The organism is Embleya sp. NPDC056575 (assembly GCF_042793325.1).
Lineage (GTDB): Bacteria > Actinomycetota > Actinomycetes > Streptomycetales > Streptomycetaceae > Embleya.
The window spans coordinates 42,447-57,330 of record NZ_JBHTVA010000001.1; the positions used below are offsets into that span (position 1 = coordinate 42,447).

Here is a 14,884-nt window from a genome sequence, read left to right on the forward strand (position 1 = left end):
CATCGGAAGGAACGGCAATGCTGCTCGACCCGGCTGACCAGTACCGCAGGGGCCTCGCCTTCAAGGAGGCGCACGAGAGCGCGGGAGCGTTCGTGGTGGCGAACGCGTGGGACGCGGGCAGCGCCCGCCTGCTGACGGGGCTCGGCTTCACCGCGCTGGCGACCACGAGCGCGGGCCTGGCCTTCGCACTGGGCCACTCCGACGGCGTGAACCTGCTGGATCGTGGCCAGGCGCTGGACAACGCGCGCGCGATCGTGGCCGCGACGCCGCATCCGGTGAGCGCCGACCTGGAGAGTTGCTACGGCGCCTCGGGCGAGGAGATCGCCGAGACGATCCGTCTGGCCGCCGAGGCGGGTCTGGTGGGCGCCTCCATCGAGGACGCCACCGGCGACCCGGACGACCCGATCCTTCCGATCGAGGTGGCCGTGGAGCGGGTGACGGCGGCCGTGGCGGCGGCCCGGGCGCTGCCGTTCCCGTTCACGCTGACCGCGCGGGCCGAGAACTTCCTGCACGGCCGCCGCGACTTCGAGGACACCCTCACCCGGCTTCGGGCGTACGAGGCGGCGGGCGCGGACGTGTTGTACGCGCCGTGCCTGCCCGACGTCGAGGCGATCCGCACCGTGTGCTCGGTGCTCGACCGGCCGGTGAACGTGCTCGCGGGAGTCGGACCGGCGTTGTCCGTCCCGGAGTTGGAGAAGCTGGGCGCCCGGCGGATCAGCCTGGGCTCGGCGTTCGCCCGGGCCGCGCTGGGCGGATTCCTGCGCGCCGCGCGCGAGGTGCACGACCACGGGACGTTCACCTTCGTCGGCGAGGCCGTGCCCTACGCCGAGGCGAACACGCTGATGTCGGCGCCGGCCGGCGCGGCGGAGGAGGACGCGTGAGCGCAGCGGCCGCCTACCTGCATCAACCATGCTACGTGCTGGGTGAGTTCGAGGTCGCGCACACGAGCATCGCCAATCTGGGCGCGCGTGCCGCGGAGTTCAGGATGGCGCCGACGCCCGACCTGTGGGGCTGGGGCAGCGTACGCCGGACCGAGCGCGGCCTGGCCGAGCTGGCCGCGGAGAGCGCCGCGGCCACGCTGCGCGCCGGCGCGAGCGACGCCGACGCCGTCGTGTTGTGCTCCACCCGCGTACCCGGCCCCTCGGAGGGGCACGGCGCGTTCATGGAGACGTTCCTGGCCGAGGCGGGCCTGGGCGACGTGCCCTTCTACGGGCAGAACATGAACCGCTGCGTCAACCTGCTGGCCGCGATCGACACCGCGACCGCGTTCGTCCGCGCCGGCCGCCACCGGCGGGTGCTGGTGGTCACCACCGACAGCGCCGCGCACGAGGACGACCGTATGGCGAGCTACGCGCTGTTCAGCGACGGCGCGGCGAGCTGCCTGGTGACGGCCGCCGGCGAGATCGCGGGCGGCTACGAGATCCTTGCCTGCGCGAGCGCCCAGGACCGGGGCAGACTGGCGCACTCCAACGAGATCAGCGCGGATCTGGCCCGCACCGTGAACGAGCGCCTGCTGACCCCCCTGGGCATGAAGCCGGGCGACATCGCGGGCCTGATGCACGCGAACATCTTCAAACCCGTGATCGTGATGAAGGAACGGCAGGCCGGCTTCACCCCGGCCCAGCTCCATCTGGACAACATCACCCGGGTGGGCCACTGCTTCGCCGCCGATCCGCTGATCAACCTGGTCGACCGGGCCGAGGCGGGACACGTACAACCGGGCCGGCACTACCTGTTGGCCGCCGGCGTCCCCGGGCAACGGATCGGGGTGTTGTTGCGCCGGGTCGGCGCGTGAGCGCGGCCGAGGCACCACCGAACGCCCGAGTTGGAGGCTCAGGATGACCACCGCACCGCCTACGCCGGGTCCCGGCCGTGCCTTCGTGCCCTTCGTCCTGCCCGACACCGTCGACGCGCTGCCGCACCGACCGTTCGTCTTCGGCCGCGCCGCCCTGGACGAGGCGCGGGCGGCGGTACGCGCGGAGCCGGTCGAGGTGTTCCGCACGCTGCTGCGCGACCAGGAGTCGGAGTCGACGCTTGTGGTCGCCCGGTGGGTGCTGGACGCGTTTTTGGCCGATGCGGGCGGCCGGGGGCCGGGCCCGGAGGGCGACGTAGACGAAGGCCCAGCCGACGTCGAAGCCGCACTCGAAGCCGAGGCCGACGTCCTCGCCGAGGCGATCGCCGCCGAAGTGCGGGCCGCCCGGGCCCGGTCGGCCGCGATCCTGGACGCGCTGACCCGATCGGATCCGGAGGCGCGCGCGGAAGCCCTGCGCGGGCGCGCGCCGTTGGCGCTGGTGGCCGGCTGTTGGCTGGACACGCTCTCCCAGCCCGCGACCCAGCCGTCCGTCGTGGTCAACCGGCTCTTCGCGCAGCACCTGACGCTGCGCGGCGGCGGCAACCCCGAGCGCGGCCAGGCCGGGTCGCGCCGGCGCGCGCTGGAGAACGCGGGTGTATTCCTGCCGGAGCTCGCCGCCGCCGACTTCGCGGACCGGGCCCGCACCCGCCCGCTCACCGCGCTGCACGCCGCCTTCTACCTGGCCCTGTCCCGGCTGCCGGCCAACTTTCTGCCCGAGGTCTCGGGCGTGCACTACGCCTTCCTCGCGCTCGGCGTGGACGACCTGCTCACCGACACCGCACCGCTGCTGCCGGAACCGGCCCTGCGCGAGGTGCTGGCCGAACATCTGGCCCTGGCGGGACCGGCCGCGCGCCGCCGGTTGTACACGGCCGTGCGGCTGACCCTGGAGTTGGAGCGGGAGCACGTCGCGATGCTCGCCGAGCACGCGGCCTGGCGTGCCGGCCGCACCCTGGAGTCGCGGGTCGCCGCGATCATCGCGCGCCACGCCCCGCTGGCCGGCCGCCAACACGGCGGCACCCGGGTCGGCGGCAAGGCGCTGACCGACGTCTTCGGCGCCGCCCGGATCGATCTCGCGGCATTCCTGACCGACCTGCGCGAGTCCGGATACCTGCGCGGACCCGGCAACGGCGACTGCCGGCTCCTGGACGCGATGCGCTTCGGCGGGCCGATGTTCGGGATCTTCGACGAGCACGAGGCGGCCACGTTCCGGGCCTGGGCGGTGAGCGTACAGGCGGGTGAGCGGCCCGCCGTCGAGATCTCCGCCGAGACCGCCGGCGACGCGGCGGCCGAGCGCCGACGCGCCGCGATCATCGGCAGCGACCCCGCCGATGTCGTCATCGCCGAGGCCGAACCCCGGGACCACCGCGAGCTGTTCCACCGCCTGGTCAACATCGAGAACTTCGCCAACACGCTGCCGATCGCCGCCGAGCGGGCCGAACAGTGCTTCCGGGACGCGGAGGTCCTGTTCGTACACGGGGCCGGCGGCCGGTACACCGACGCGACCTGGTTCGACTACAGCCCGCGGGCCCTGTACGAGCGGGCCGAGCGGGTCTACTGGGAGAAGCTGGTCGATCCCTACGAACCGCTGCGGGAGATCCCGGACCGCGACGAGGTGTTGTTCCGGCAGTCCACCTACTACCTCACCTACCTCATCGACGGCGCGTGGCTGCACCGCCTCGGCAACCTCGGGCACGACGAGCGCGAGACCGACGCCATGTTGTTCGCGATCTACGCCGACGAGATGGGCAACGGCGACCTGCGCAAGAACCACATCACGCTGACCCACCGGGTGTTGGCCAGTGCGGGCATCGAACTGCCGCACATCCGCGACGAGGCGTTCATCGAGCAGGACGAACTTCCCGACGATCTCTACGGGTTCGCGATCCAGCAGTTGTGCATGTGCCTGTTCCCCGATCGTTTCCACAACGAGATCCTGGGCTACAACCTGGCGATCGAGATGTTCGGCTCCGGCGAGATGCGGCTGCACGAGATCCAGAAGTTGCGCCACCACGGCATCGACGACTGCTACGAACAGGCCCACCTGACCATCGACAATTTCTCCGCCGGGCACGCCAAACAGGCCGCCGACATCATCGTCGGATTCCTCGACCGGGTGCGGCGCACCGCGGGCGAGGCGGCGGTGGCCGAGCAGTGGCGCAGGGTCTGGCGCGGCTACGCCTCCTTCGCGTACTTCCTCGAACAGCCCCTGCTCAAGCGCATATCCGCCGGTGGCGCACCCGCCGAACCCGACACCGTGTCCGGCGATCCTTCCTCTCCCGGCGCGAGCGACGACCTGGCCGACCTGGTCATCTGAGTCGGCCGTCGGCCCCGCTTTTGCACGAGCACGAGCACGAGCACGACCCCGAACAGGCGACCCGCACCCGGAGGACAGCACATGGCCGATCCCCGCCCGCGCACCACCGACGTCGGGATCACGATGCGCCACGAGACGCGCGAGAGCGAGCGGCGTGCTCCGATCGTGCCGGCCGACGCCGCGCGGCTCGTCGCGCAGGGCATCACGGTCACCGTCGAGCACTCGCCGCAACGCGTGTTCCCGATGGGGGACTACCTCGACGCCGGCTGCGTGGCCGCCGAGGCCGGGAGCTGGCGGGCGGCCCCGGCCGCGGAGTTCGTCGTGGGCCTCAAGGAACTCCCGGACGAACCGACGACGTTGCGGCATCGGCATGTGTTCTTCGGCCACGCGTACAAGGGCCAGCGCGACGCCGAGGCGCTGCTGCGGCGCTTTACGGCGGGTGGCGGCGCGCTGCTCGACCTGGAATACCTCACCGACACGGACGGGCGGCGGCTGGCCGCGTTCGGCTACTGGGCCGGATACGTGGGCGCGGCGCTCGCGGTGCTCCGGCATCGGGGCCGGCTCGATCCGCCGCTGCGACCGCGCCCGAAGCAGGACCTGGACCGGGTGTTGCGCGAGACGTCGACCGGCGCGCGGCCGAGCGTGCTGGTCATCGGCGCGCTGGGCCGGTGCGGGCGCGGCGCGCGCGACGCGCTGGCGGTCGCCGGGATCGAGCCGACCTGCTGGGACGTCGCCGAGACCCGGTCGCTGGATCACGCGGCGCTGGTCGATCACGACATCCTCGTCAACGCCGTCCTGGTGACCGCGCCGACCCCGCCGTTCGTGACCCTCGCGTCGCTGCGGTCGCGCCCCCGGCGACTGTCCCTGATCGCGGACGTCACCTGCGATGTCACGTCCCGGAACAATGTGTTGCCCGTCTACGACGACATCACCGATTGGCGCGAGCCGGTGCGCGTGGTGAGCGATGCCGGCGACCCGCTGGGCGTGATCGCCATCGACAACCTGCCGTCGCTGCTTCCCGGCGAGGCCAGCACCGCCTTCTCCGCCGAACTGACGCCCCATCTATCGACCCTGGGAGAACCGGGGCAACCCTGGCAGCGCTGCCTGCGGATCTTCCGCGAGGCATGCGAGGCGAACGGCCTGGAAACGGAGAACGTTCATGTCTGACGCGATACCCGCCGGCGGAACCGTGCACTGGATCGGCACCGGCCTGTCCACCGGCGGCGGTCTGCGTGTGGTGGCCGACCGGGCCGCGCGGCTGCTGGTCTGGGGCCGTACCGACGCCAAGGCCGAGCGGTGCCTGGCCCGGCTGGACCTGACCGGTCGCGCCGCCGCCCGCGCCTACGATCTCGACCGGCTGGGCGAGGAGTTGCGCACCGGGGACATCGTCGTGTCGATGTTGCCCGCGAGCGAACACCCCGCGCTGCTGCGACTGTGTATCGAGCGCAACGCCCACTTCGCGTGCAGCAGTTACGTGTCCGAGGAGATCGTGGCCGGCGCGCCGGCGGCGGCGAAGGCCGGTCTGGTCGTGCTGACCGAGGCGGGCCTGGACCCGGGCATCGACCACCTGTTCGCCGACCTGCTGGTGGCCAGGGGCCGCGAGGTCGTCGGCGACGGCCCCGCAACGGTCGAGTTCACCTCGTACTGCGGCGGAGTCCCCGCCGAGTCCAACGAGTTCCGCTACCGGTTCAGCTGGGCGCCGCGCGGGGTGTTGAACGCGCTGCGCGCGCCGGCCCGCTACCTCGACGGCGCCGTCGAGCAGGTGGTCGACCTCCCGTGGACGGCGACTCGTTCGCTCGTGCTCGACGGCGAGACGTTCGAGGCATACCCCAACCGCGACAGCCTCCCCTACCTCACCCAGTACGCGTTCCCGGCCGATTGGCGGGCGCGTGTGTTCGTCCGGGGCACACTTCGCCTCGACGGCTGGCTGCGGGCGTGGGAGGACGTGTTCGCCACCGTGCGCACCGGCGACGGCGACCGCATCGCCGCCCTCGCCGACGAACTCGCCGCCCGGTATCCGACCACCGACGCCGACCGGGACCGGGTCGTGCTCGCCGTCGCGCTCGACGTCGAGGGCGCGAACGGCGCGGGCTGGCGCGGCGCATACGTGCTGGACACGGTCGGCGACGCCGAGGAGAGCGCGATGGCGCGGTGTGTGTCCCTGCCGCTGGCGTACGGGATCACCGAAATCCTCGCCGGACGGATGCCGGCGGGCCTGCGCCAGGCCGCCCAGGGCGCCGAGGACGCCCGTCGGTGGCTGGAGTTCCTGAGCAAGAACGGCGTCGACTGGCGCTTCGACGAGCAGCACCGGACGGGCTGAACACCACTCGTCGCCACGATCCACCCGGCAACCCCATCCGAACCACCCCGGCCGCCCGAGCACCGCGACCGTTCGACCCCGCCCGAACCACCCGGACCACCGGAACCGCCCGATCCAGGAGGACACGCAACCATGACCCAGGCACCGTTCGAGTCGCGGGAATCGGCCGACCGGCCCCAGGCGTTCATCCTGACCGGCTCGTTTCCCGTGATCCGCCGCAATCCGCTCTACCTGACCGAACTCTCCGGGCGTGGGCTCAAGATCCTGGTCATCACCGCGGAGTCCTACCGCGCGCAGGCGACGGAGGCCATGGCCGACACCTCCAACCCCGCCGCACAGATCACCGAAATAGCTTATGTAACGGGCGACTTCACCGTGCAGGGCGCGTTCGTAGCGGGCGCGATCGCGCGCACCTCGGCGTGGCGCGAGGCGTACACGATCGTCGGCGCCTACGCGGTGGGCGACTACCTCGCCGAGCCGACCGGTCTGCTCGCCGACGGGCTCGGCGTGCGCTCGCCCGGGCTGCGGGCCAGCCGCGCCTGCCGCAGCAAGTACCTCCAGCGCTGGTACGCCCCCGACCTGGGCCCGGCGTCGCTGACCATTCCCGCCGGCGAGCGCGAGCGGGTCGACCTCGACGCGGTGCGTTTCCCCGCCGTGGTCAAACCCGCCTCCCGCGCGTCCAGTTCGGGCGTCGAGACGGTTGCGGACCCGGCCGGGTTGCGCGCGAAGCTGGCGACGTACCCCGATCACGAGGTGGTCCTGGTCGAGGAGAAGGTCTCGGGCCCCGAGTTCTCCGTGGAGAGCCTGGTCCAGGACGGCGAGGTGGTCTTCGCGTCGGTGACCGACAAGGTCACCACCGACAGCCACGCGCACACCTTCGTGGAGATGGCGCACAGCGTGCCGAGCGTGCGCGAGGACCTGCGCGAGGCGCTTTTGACGGCCAATCGGGAACTGGTGGCGGCGCTCGCGTTCGAGCACGGCATCGCCCACTCCGAGTGGCGGGTCGGCGACGACGGTCGCCCGCGCCTGATGGAGGTGGCCGCGCGCACCCCCGGCGACGGGCTGCTGACGCTGTATCAACTGGCCACCGGGCGACCGCTGGAGCCGGAGATCCTGCGCGTCGCGCTCGGCGAGCCGGCGAACTACCCGCAGCCGCATCGCTACACGCGGCAGGTCTACCTGGAGCACCGGCCCGGCACGCTGGAGGACGTGGTGCTCGACTGGCCGGACGTGCGGCCGGAGTGGATCGGCGCCAGCGGTGTGTGGCCCGACATCAAGCCCGGCGGGCCGGGCGAGGAGCCGACGTTGCGCGCCGTACTGGTCCTGCGCGAGCGCGGCGCGTCGCTGACCCCGCTCGCCGACTCCGACGACCGGTCCGTGACGTTCTTCATCGACGCCCCGACGCCCGACGGGCTCGACGCCCTGGAGCAGCGTGTGCGCGCCGCCATCCGCGTCGTCGTCGGCTGACCGGCATGGTCCGCGTCGCCCGCGAGGAGGGCCACGACAGCGACGAGGTGACCGTGGTGGCCACCTTCCGGCAGGCGTCGCTCCCGGCGAAGACGCTGCTCACCGGGGCGTTCATCAACCGCCTCGGAGCCTTCCTGAACATCTTCCTGGTGTTGTTCCTGACCTCGCGGGACTACTCGGACGGGCAGGCGGCGTTCGCGCTGGGCGTGTACGGCGGCGGCGCGATCGTGGGGGTCCTGCTCGGCGGGGCGCTGTCGATCCGGCTCGGCGCGCGCAACGCGAGCGTGGTGAGCATGGTCGGCGCGAGCGTGCCGCTGGCGGCCATCCTGTACCTGCCCTCGTTCGGGCTGATCCTGGTCGCGGTGGCGCTGGTCAGCATGGCCGGGCAGCTGTACCGCCCGGCGTCGGCCACCCTGCTCTCCGACCTCACCCCGGCGAACCGCCAGGTGATGATCTTCGCGATGTACCGGTTCGGGCTGAACCTCGGCGTCACCGTCGCGCCGTTGTTCGGGTTCGCGCTGTACAACCTGGCCGGCCACAGCTACGCCCTGGTCTTCTGGGTGGAGGCGGCGGTCGCGCTGTGCTACGCGACCCTCGCGTGGGTGACGCTGCCGCCTCGCTCCGCCGAGCCGGGCGCGGCGCGCCGCGACACGACCCCCGAGGCCGGCGAGGAGGGCGGGGAGGGAGAGCCGGTCGGGCGCGACGGGTATCGGGCCATGATCCGCGATCGCCGCTACATGTTGTACCTGACCGCGATCTTCTTCTTCGGGGTCGTCTACGTGCAGTACCTGTCCACGCTGCCGCTCGACGTGAAGGACAGCGGCGTGGCGATCTTCTGGTACACGCTGGCCGTGTCGCTGAACGGCTTCATCGTCATCGCGTTCGAACTGTTGATGACCAAGTACGCGCAGGCGTGGTCGCAACGGCTGACCATCGCCTGGGCGTTGGTCCTGGTGGGCGTCGGCGTGGGCGTGTACGGCCTGCCGCTGGGTCCGGCCGTGATCCTGCTCGGCACGCTGGTCTGGTCCGTCGGCGAGATCCTGGGCGGGCCGGCGACCACGGCCTATCCGGTGGTGGCCGGGCCCGCGCGGCTCAAGAGCCACTACATCGCGGGCTTCCACTTCGCCTGGAGTCTGGGCGCGGCCGTCGGACCGGTCGTGGGCGGGTGGTTGTTCATCCGGTTCGGACACGGGGTGTGGCCGGTTCTGACGGTGGGTTCGGCGTTGTCGATCGTGCTGGTGTTGGTCTCGGTGCGGGACCGGCCGACCACGGGTCGGCCGACCGTCGGCGAAGCCGACCCCACCGACACCTCGACCCACGCCGGAAGCATCCGCCAACCGCCATGACAGTCCCGTCAGGCTGTCGCACCCCAGGACCCGCGTCATGGGGTCCCCCTCGCCCCGCCTCACACGGGCCGGTGTCCCGCATGCGCGACACCGGACCGTGCCCGACGCTCAACCGATGGCCGCAACGCACCGTTCGAAGGCGGCGGCGCCGAAGACACCACGCTCGTCTGTGCCTTCGCGACACGCGGTGCGCAAAACTGCCCCTGCGGACGCGGCATCGACGAGCACATCCGATCCTGGGCCGACGTGCACGCGTACACCGCCCGTGCCACCGGCCGCCCCGAACCGCTCCCCCTCACCGGAGCGGCCGCCGTCGCGCCGTGACGGGGTGGCGCGGTCAGGGGAGCGGTCCGGTCACGCCTCGTCGCCCGGGGCCTCACCGGGGGGCGTGCCGCAGCTTGGCCGCCCGGGCCGTCGAACTGCACCGAGCTGAAGAAGTCGCGGAAGCTCGGGAAGAAGTTGCCCTTGCCGGTCGGGCCGGGCGAGGTGACGGCCGTACAGCCGCTGTATTGCGCGTCGGACCAGAGGTGGATGGTCGAGGTGGTCCGGTTCCAGTCCGACTCGGCGCGGTCGTTCATACCCAGCGCCGCGAGATCCGGCGTGCTCGCCCTCAGCGTGATCATGTCCCCGGTTCCGTCGAGGCCGGAGAACATGCAGTAGTAGCCGTCGGGACACCGGTCGTATCCGTCGGCCGCCCGGGCCGGGGAGACCGGCGCGGCGCCGAGCACCGCGACCACGCTTGCCAGTCCGACCACGATTCGTTTGGTGTGTGTCATGCCGGGCTCAACGATCATGCCGACTCCGGGTTCCGGCCCCGGAGTCCGCCGGCGGGCTCAGTTCTCGCGCGCCTTCGTCGCCGCCACGCGGGCCTCGATCTCCTCGCGCACCGGGCGGTAGCGTTCCTCGGCCGCGCGCATGCGGGCCACGCATCGATCCCAGGAGCGGCGCGAGCGGGCCCGGCGGTTGGGGAACCAGGAGTATCGCCACAGGCGCACCGTGGCGGTGTCCGCCATGAAGCGGGGCTTCGTCCGGATGCCGTGCTCCCACCGCACCTCGGACTGGGCGTCCATCAGTTCCTGTACGAAGTCCTGCGCGGCCCGCTCCCACCGGGCCGCCTCCTCCGGAGTGCCCTCCACCTCCGGGCGCTTCGGCGCGGGGATCGTGGTGATCTCGTAGCGCATGAACTCGAGGCCGTCGGGAACCTCCACCCACGACATCCTGTCCCACGGCTTCGGCACGAGCGTGAACGTCAGCGAACTCAGGATCACGGCCGATGCTCCTCACCGAACGAACGTTTGCGCCCAGCGTAGTGCCGCGCCGCGACCTGGGCCGCGTGCCTCACACGTGCAGCACGATGCCGCGCCTCGCCGCGAACTCGTCGAAGCGGTGCGGCGCGAGCACCGCGGATACCGCCTCGGGGGTGTGTCCGGACGGGTTGTGGAAGGTGACCGCGTCGTCGCGCCGACCGGTGACCAGGACGAGGTGTCCGCCACGCCCCGGCGCCGGACGCTCGGGGCGGCGAATCTCCCGGTGCACGGAGGCCATCACCAGGCGGCCCCGGTCGAGTTCGTCGGCGAGCCGGTCCGGCCCCAACTCGGTGACGACCTCCGCCCGCAATCCGTGCGCCTCCCGTACGTATTCGACGAACGGCCGGTAGTAGAGGCCGTCGACCCCGCCGTCCTCCCGACGCACATACCCGCCGTGCGTCGCGCAGCCGACCATCAGCTCGTACAGCGGAGGCGCATGGCCGTCGCGCGCGAACAGCGCCATCCGCAGACAGGCCATCCCGCACCACCGCCCGGCCCAGTAGCCGTAGGCGGTCCGGTCCGGTGCCCCGCTCACCGCCCAGGCGTCGTCGTCGCCCGGCGGACGGCCGGCGTAGACGATCGCGTCGATCAGGTCCGGGCTCGCGTACTGGGTGATCGCCGGTATCGGATGACGCGTGTTCGGGTGACGCGTGTGTCGGTCGGACATGTGGACTCCTTCCGGCTACCGGCCGGCCTCTTCCAGGAGGATTCGGGCCAGTTCGTGCGGCTGGGAGTACATCGGCCAGTGGCCCGTGTTCATCTCGACCAGCCGCCACCGTTCGCTCGTCAGCAGCTTCGCCACCGCGTCGCCGGGCTCCGGGCCGTCGAGGAGGCACTTCAGGTAGGTCGTCGGAATGTCACCCAACGACCCGGCCAACTCGGCGCGTTCGGTCAGGGAGTCGCCGGGGTGCGGCGTCGCGTCGGCCACGAGCCGGGCGATCTGCTCGTCGGTGAGGCCCTGTCCCGCGAACTCCGCCGCCGGCGGCAGTGCCCAGAAGCCGCCGTCGGCGACGATCGCGGCGGTGATCGCCGCCTCTCCGGACCAGGATCCGGACGCGAACGACTCGCCGTGCACGGCCACGTTCGAGTCGACCAGGACCATCCTCCGCAGCCGCTCGCCGATCCGCTCCGCGGCCTGACCCACCGGGATGCCCGAGTAGCTGTGTCCGACGAGGACCACATCGCGCAGGTCCCGATCCTCGACCTCGTCCACGATGTCCCGGACGTGCGTACGCTGCCCCGCCGGTACGCCCCGCTTCTCGGCGAGGCCGGAGAGCGAGAGCGGATACGCCCCGTGCCCTGCGGCCCGCAGCTCCGGCACCACCTCGTCCCACGCGGGGGATCCCAACCACGCACCTGCGACCAGCACGAAATCCGTCATCGCGGCACGCTATCCGATCACTGCGACACCGCCCGGAACGACGTCACCCGCCGGTCGCGGTCCTGGGACCGGGCGGCGGGTGACGGGGGTTCGACGGACTGTGCTTCGACGGCGGACGCGCTCGGGCGCGCGACCGTCACAGCCGTACGTATGCCAGGTCGTAGGCGTCGGCCATCACGCGCACGCCCGCATCGTTGAGGTGCAGGTGGTCGCCGCTGTCGAGGTCGGCCCGGATGAAGTCCGGGGCGTCGGGGTCCTGCACCGCGGCGGCCACGTCGACGACCGCGTCGAAGACGTCCGAGGCGCGGATCCAGTCGTTCACCCGACGGCGTTCCGCCCGGCCCTGGACGCTGTCCACGCCGGGGTAGATGGTGCCGCCGTACGGGCCCATCGTGGCGGCGATCGAAGTCAGTCCGGCCGCTCGGGCCCGCGCCGCCGGCGCGATGAAGCCGTCGATCAGGTCCGCCGCGCCGGCCGGCGGCTTCCCGGACATGCCGGGCAGGCCCAGGTCGTTGAGGCCGAAGTGGAAGAGCACGTGGGTGGCGCCCGGCACGGACAGCACATCGCGCTCGAAGCGCGCGAGCCCGTGCGGCCCGACCTCGTCGGTGAGCAGCCGGTTGCCGCCGAGCCCCTGGTTGACCACCCAGCCCCGGGCCAGTCGCCGGTTCAGCTGGTTCGGGAAGCGCAGGTTGGCTCCGACGGTGGTGCCACCGCCGCCGAACCAGGAGTCCCCGAACGCCACGGCGATCGCGGTGCCCTCGGGGGCCAGGACGTCGACCCCGGCCACGTAGTACCGCCCGTCGACCTCCTCCGCGTCGTCGAACGCGGCCCGCCCCACGGCGTTGCCGGCGACCACGTAGGCGTTCTGGGAAGGGGTGTGCGCGTAGGTCGCCAGGCCGGTGTCCTGCGGGAAGTACAGTGTCAGCGCCAGGTCGGTGCCGGCCTCGGTGGCGAACTCGACCGGGTCGCTCCGGATCCGGGCGCCGACCGGGATGGTCACCTCGGCCGCCCCGGCGAACCGCAGTACGACCTCCCCGGCCGGATCCACGACGCCGCCCGAGCCGGCCGCGCCGACCCGCGCCGCCCCGATCACCAGGGGCTCCCGGCCGTATTCGTTGCTCAGCAACACCCGCAACGTGGTGCCGCCGCCGTCCATGTGCAGGATTTGCCGAAGTGTCTGGTCGCGGAAGGCGCGTGACGGCTGGATCCGGATCTCCTCGTACGCGCCGAGCACGGCGGAGCGGAAGCCCGCCACCCAGGTGGTGGCGGGGGCGGCAGCGGTGACGGGGGTGGTGGTGGTCGTGTCGATGCTGGTCATGATCGGTGAACTCCCCGATGGATGAGGGTGGTTGGTCGGCGGGCGAGTTGACGGGTGGTGCGGTGGGCGGGCCCGATCAGGCCCGCGCCGGCCGGCTCCCGCGCAGGACCGTCACGGCCACCGCGGCGACCGCGAACAGCGCCGCCGCGGCGTGGAAGGCGAAGACGTAGCCGTCGGTGGCGGCCTGCTCCGGGGACGGGCCGGTGCCGGTGTGTGCGTCGGCGAGCGAGGCGAACAGGGCCATGCCGATGGTCGGGCCCATCAGCATCGAGGTGTTGAAGGCGCCGCCGGCCAGTGCGGCGTCCCCGGCCGACACGCCCCGCGTCGCGCCGACCACCGCCGAGGCCGCGGTCAGTGCGATCCCGACGGGAAGGACGAGCATGCCGAGCAACGGCGCGCCGACGTAGGCGGATTCCGCGTCGATCCGGCCGAACAGCAGGAACGCGATCGCCATCGTGATCAGGCCGAGGGACGCGGTCCGCCGAGCGCCGAGCCGGGCCACGATCAATACGCTGGTGGCGCTGACCACGATCAGCGCGAGGGTGTACGGAACGAAGCCCAGCGCCGAGCGCAACGCGGACCAGCCGAGCACCCGCTGGAAGTACAGCGACATCAGGAACGCCGCCGACGATCCGGCGATCGGCGCGAGCATGCCGGTGGCCAGCGCGCCGACCCGACGCCCCGAGGCGAGGAAGCGCAGCGGCATCAGCGGCGCGGCGACCCGGTTCTCGGCCACGCCGAAGCCGAGCAGGAGCACGAGGCCGGCGCCGATCGGCAGGAGTACGGCGGCGGTGAGCCAACCGTGGGTCCCGACGGCCACCAGGCCCAGGCTGAGCAGCGCGACGCCGCCGGTGACGAGGGCCGCACCCAGTACGTCCACCCGGCCGCGCGTCGGCGTCGGGCCCGCCGGCAGGTATCGCCCGGCGAGGGCGGCGACCACGAGGCCGACCAGGGCCAGGGCGACGAAGGACCAGCGCCACGAGGCCCAGGTGGCGGTGGCACCGGCGAGTTGCATGCCCAACGCGGCGCCGACGCCGGAGAGTCCGCCCCACGCGGCCATCGCGCGCCGTCGGGCGGCCTCGACCGGGAACACGTCCCCGACCAGGGCCATCGCGGCGGGCGCGGCCACCGCGGCGCCGGTGCCCTGGAGCAGCCGGATGGTGATCAGCCATCCCCCGCCGGGGACGAGCGCGCCGGCCAGCGAGGCGGCGGCGAACAGGGCGATACCGGCCCGGAAGGCGTTGCGGCGGCCGTACCGGTCGGCCATCCGGCCGCCGAGCAGGAGCAGGCCGCTGAAGGCGAGGGTGTAGGCGGCGCCGGTCCAGACCAGGCCGGAGGCGCCGAGGCCGAGGTCGGCGGCGATGTCGGGGCCGGCGGCCGAGGTGATGGTGACCGAGGTGTTGAGGACGGCCTGTACGGCGGCCAGCAGCGCGAAGGCGGCGCCGGTTCGGGTGGCCGCGGTGGTACCGGGGGTGCCGGCGGGCTCGCCCCTTGCCGCCGATGCCGCCTTCGGCCTCGTGGCCGTGTCGTGGTTCATCTGCCGACCCCTTTCAGGTGTCCGCCGTCCGATGAACCAAAC

At 72.5% G+C, this 14,884-nt stretch carries 13 protein-coding genes; 7 read left to right on the plus strand and 6 right to left on the minus strand.

From position 1 onward, the window contains the following. Nucleotides 1-17: 17 nt before the first annotated feature. The 7 genes from ACFRCG_RS00185 to ACFRCG_RS00215 all read left to right on the plus strand — a co-directional run bounded on the left by ACFRCG_RS00185 (nucleotide 18) and on the right by ACFRCG_RS00215 (nucleotide 9,299). The gene (locus ACFRCG_RS00185) at nucleotides 18-881 is read left to right on the plus strand and encodes an isocitrate lyase/phosphoenolpyruvate mutase family protein (RefSeq protein ID WP_380026992.1); all 864 of its coding nucleotides are present in this window, start codon (nucleotides 18-20) and stop codon (nucleotides 879-881) included. Continuing rightward, a complete protein-coding gene (locus ACFRCG_RS00190) occupies nucleotides 878-1,795 on the plus strand; it encodes a 3-oxoacyl-ACP synthase (protein ID WP_380026994.1) in 918 nt (305 codons plus the stop codon). The genes ACFRCG_RS00185 and ACFRCG_RS00190 overlap by 4 nt, the downstream gene beginning before the upstream one ends. A gap of 43 nt (nucleotides 1,796-1,838) precedes the next feature. Further along, nucleotides 1,839-4,166, plus strand: a complete 2,328-nt coding sequence (locus ACFRCG_RS00195; RefSeq protein ID WP_380026997.1) for an iron-containing redox enzyme family protein — start codon at nucleotides 1,839-1,841, stop codon at nucleotides 4,164-4,166. An 81-nt stretch (nucleotides 4,167-4,247) separates the two neighbouring features. Next, a complete protein-coding gene (locus ACFRCG_RS00200; protein WP_380026999.1) occupies nucleotides 4,248-5,333 on the plus strand; it encodes a saccharopine dehydrogenase in 1,086 nt (361 codons plus the stop codon). Next, nucleotides 5,326-6,486, plus strand: coding sequence for a saccharopine dehydrogenase C-terminal domain-containing protein (locus tag ACFRCG_RS00205; protein WP_380027001.1), 1,161 nt, complete (start codon nucleotides 5,326-5,328; stop codon nucleotides 6,484-6,486). Before ACFRCG_RS00200 ends, ACFRCG_RS00205 begins: the two co-directional genes overlap by 8 nt. Before the next feature lie 132 nt (nucleotides 6,487-6,618). Then, on the plus strand, nucleotides 6,619-7,953 hold the full coding sequence (locus ACFRCG_RS00210; protein ID WP_380027003.1) for an acetyl-CoA carboxylase biotin carboxylase subunit family protein: 1,335 nt from the start codon (nucleotides 6,619-6,621) through the stop codon (nucleotides 7,951-7,953). 5 nt (nucleotides 7,954-7,958) lie between these two features. Continuing rightward, nucleotides 7,959-9,299, plus strand: a complete 1,341-nt coding sequence (locus ACFRCG_RS00215; protein WP_380027005.1) for an MFS transporter — start codon at nucleotides 7,959-7,961, stop codon at nucleotides 9,297-9,299. Nucleotides 9,300-9,358: 59 nt separating this feature from the next. Here the strand turns inward: ACFRCG_RS00215 and ACFRCG_RS00220 are convergent, their stop codons facing one another. The 6 genes from ACFRCG_RS00220 to ACFRCG_RS00245 form a co-directional block, all read right to left on the minus strand. Further along, on the minus strand, nucleotides 9,359-10,093 hold the full coding sequence (locus tag ACFRCG_RS00220) for a peptidase inhibitor family I36 protein (RefSeq protein ID WP_380027007.1): 735 nt from the start codon (nucleotides 10,091-10,093) through the stop codon (nucleotides 9,359-9,361). 39 nt (nucleotides 10,094-10,132) lie between these two features. After that, on the minus strand, nucleotides 10,133-10,567 hold the full coding sequence (locus ACFRCG_RS00225) for a hypothetical protein (protein WP_380027009.1): 435 nt from the start codon (nucleotides 10,565-10,567) through the stop codon (nucleotides 10,133-10,135). 70 nt (nucleotides 10,568-10,637) lie between these two features. Continuing rightward, entirely contained in the window at nucleotides 10,638-11,273 is a 636-nt protein-coding gene (locus tag ACFRCG_RS00230; RefSeq protein ID WP_380027011.1) for a C39 family peptidase, read from the minus strand. Nucleotides 11,274-11,288: 15 nt separating this feature from the next. Next, nucleotides 11,289-11,987, minus strand: coding sequence for an alpha/beta fold hydrolase (locus tag ACFRCG_RS00235; RefSeq protein ID WP_380027013.1), 699 nt, complete (start codon nucleotides 11,985-11,987; stop codon nucleotides 11,289-11,291). Between the two features lie 136 nt (nucleotides 11,988-12,123). Further along, nucleotides 12,124-13,305, minus strand: a complete 1,182-nt coding sequence (locus tag ACFRCG_RS00240; RefSeq protein WP_380027015.1) for a GDSL-type esterase/lipase family protein — start codon at nucleotides 13,303-13,305, stop codon at nucleotides 12,124-12,126. A gap of 76 nt (nucleotides 13,306-13,381) precedes the next feature. Then, a complete protein-coding gene (locus ACFRCG_RS00245; protein WP_380027017.1) occupies nucleotides 13,382-14,842 on the minus strand; it encodes an MFS transporter in 1,461 nt (486 codons plus the stop codon). Nucleotides 14,843-14,884: the final 42 nt, after the last annotated feature.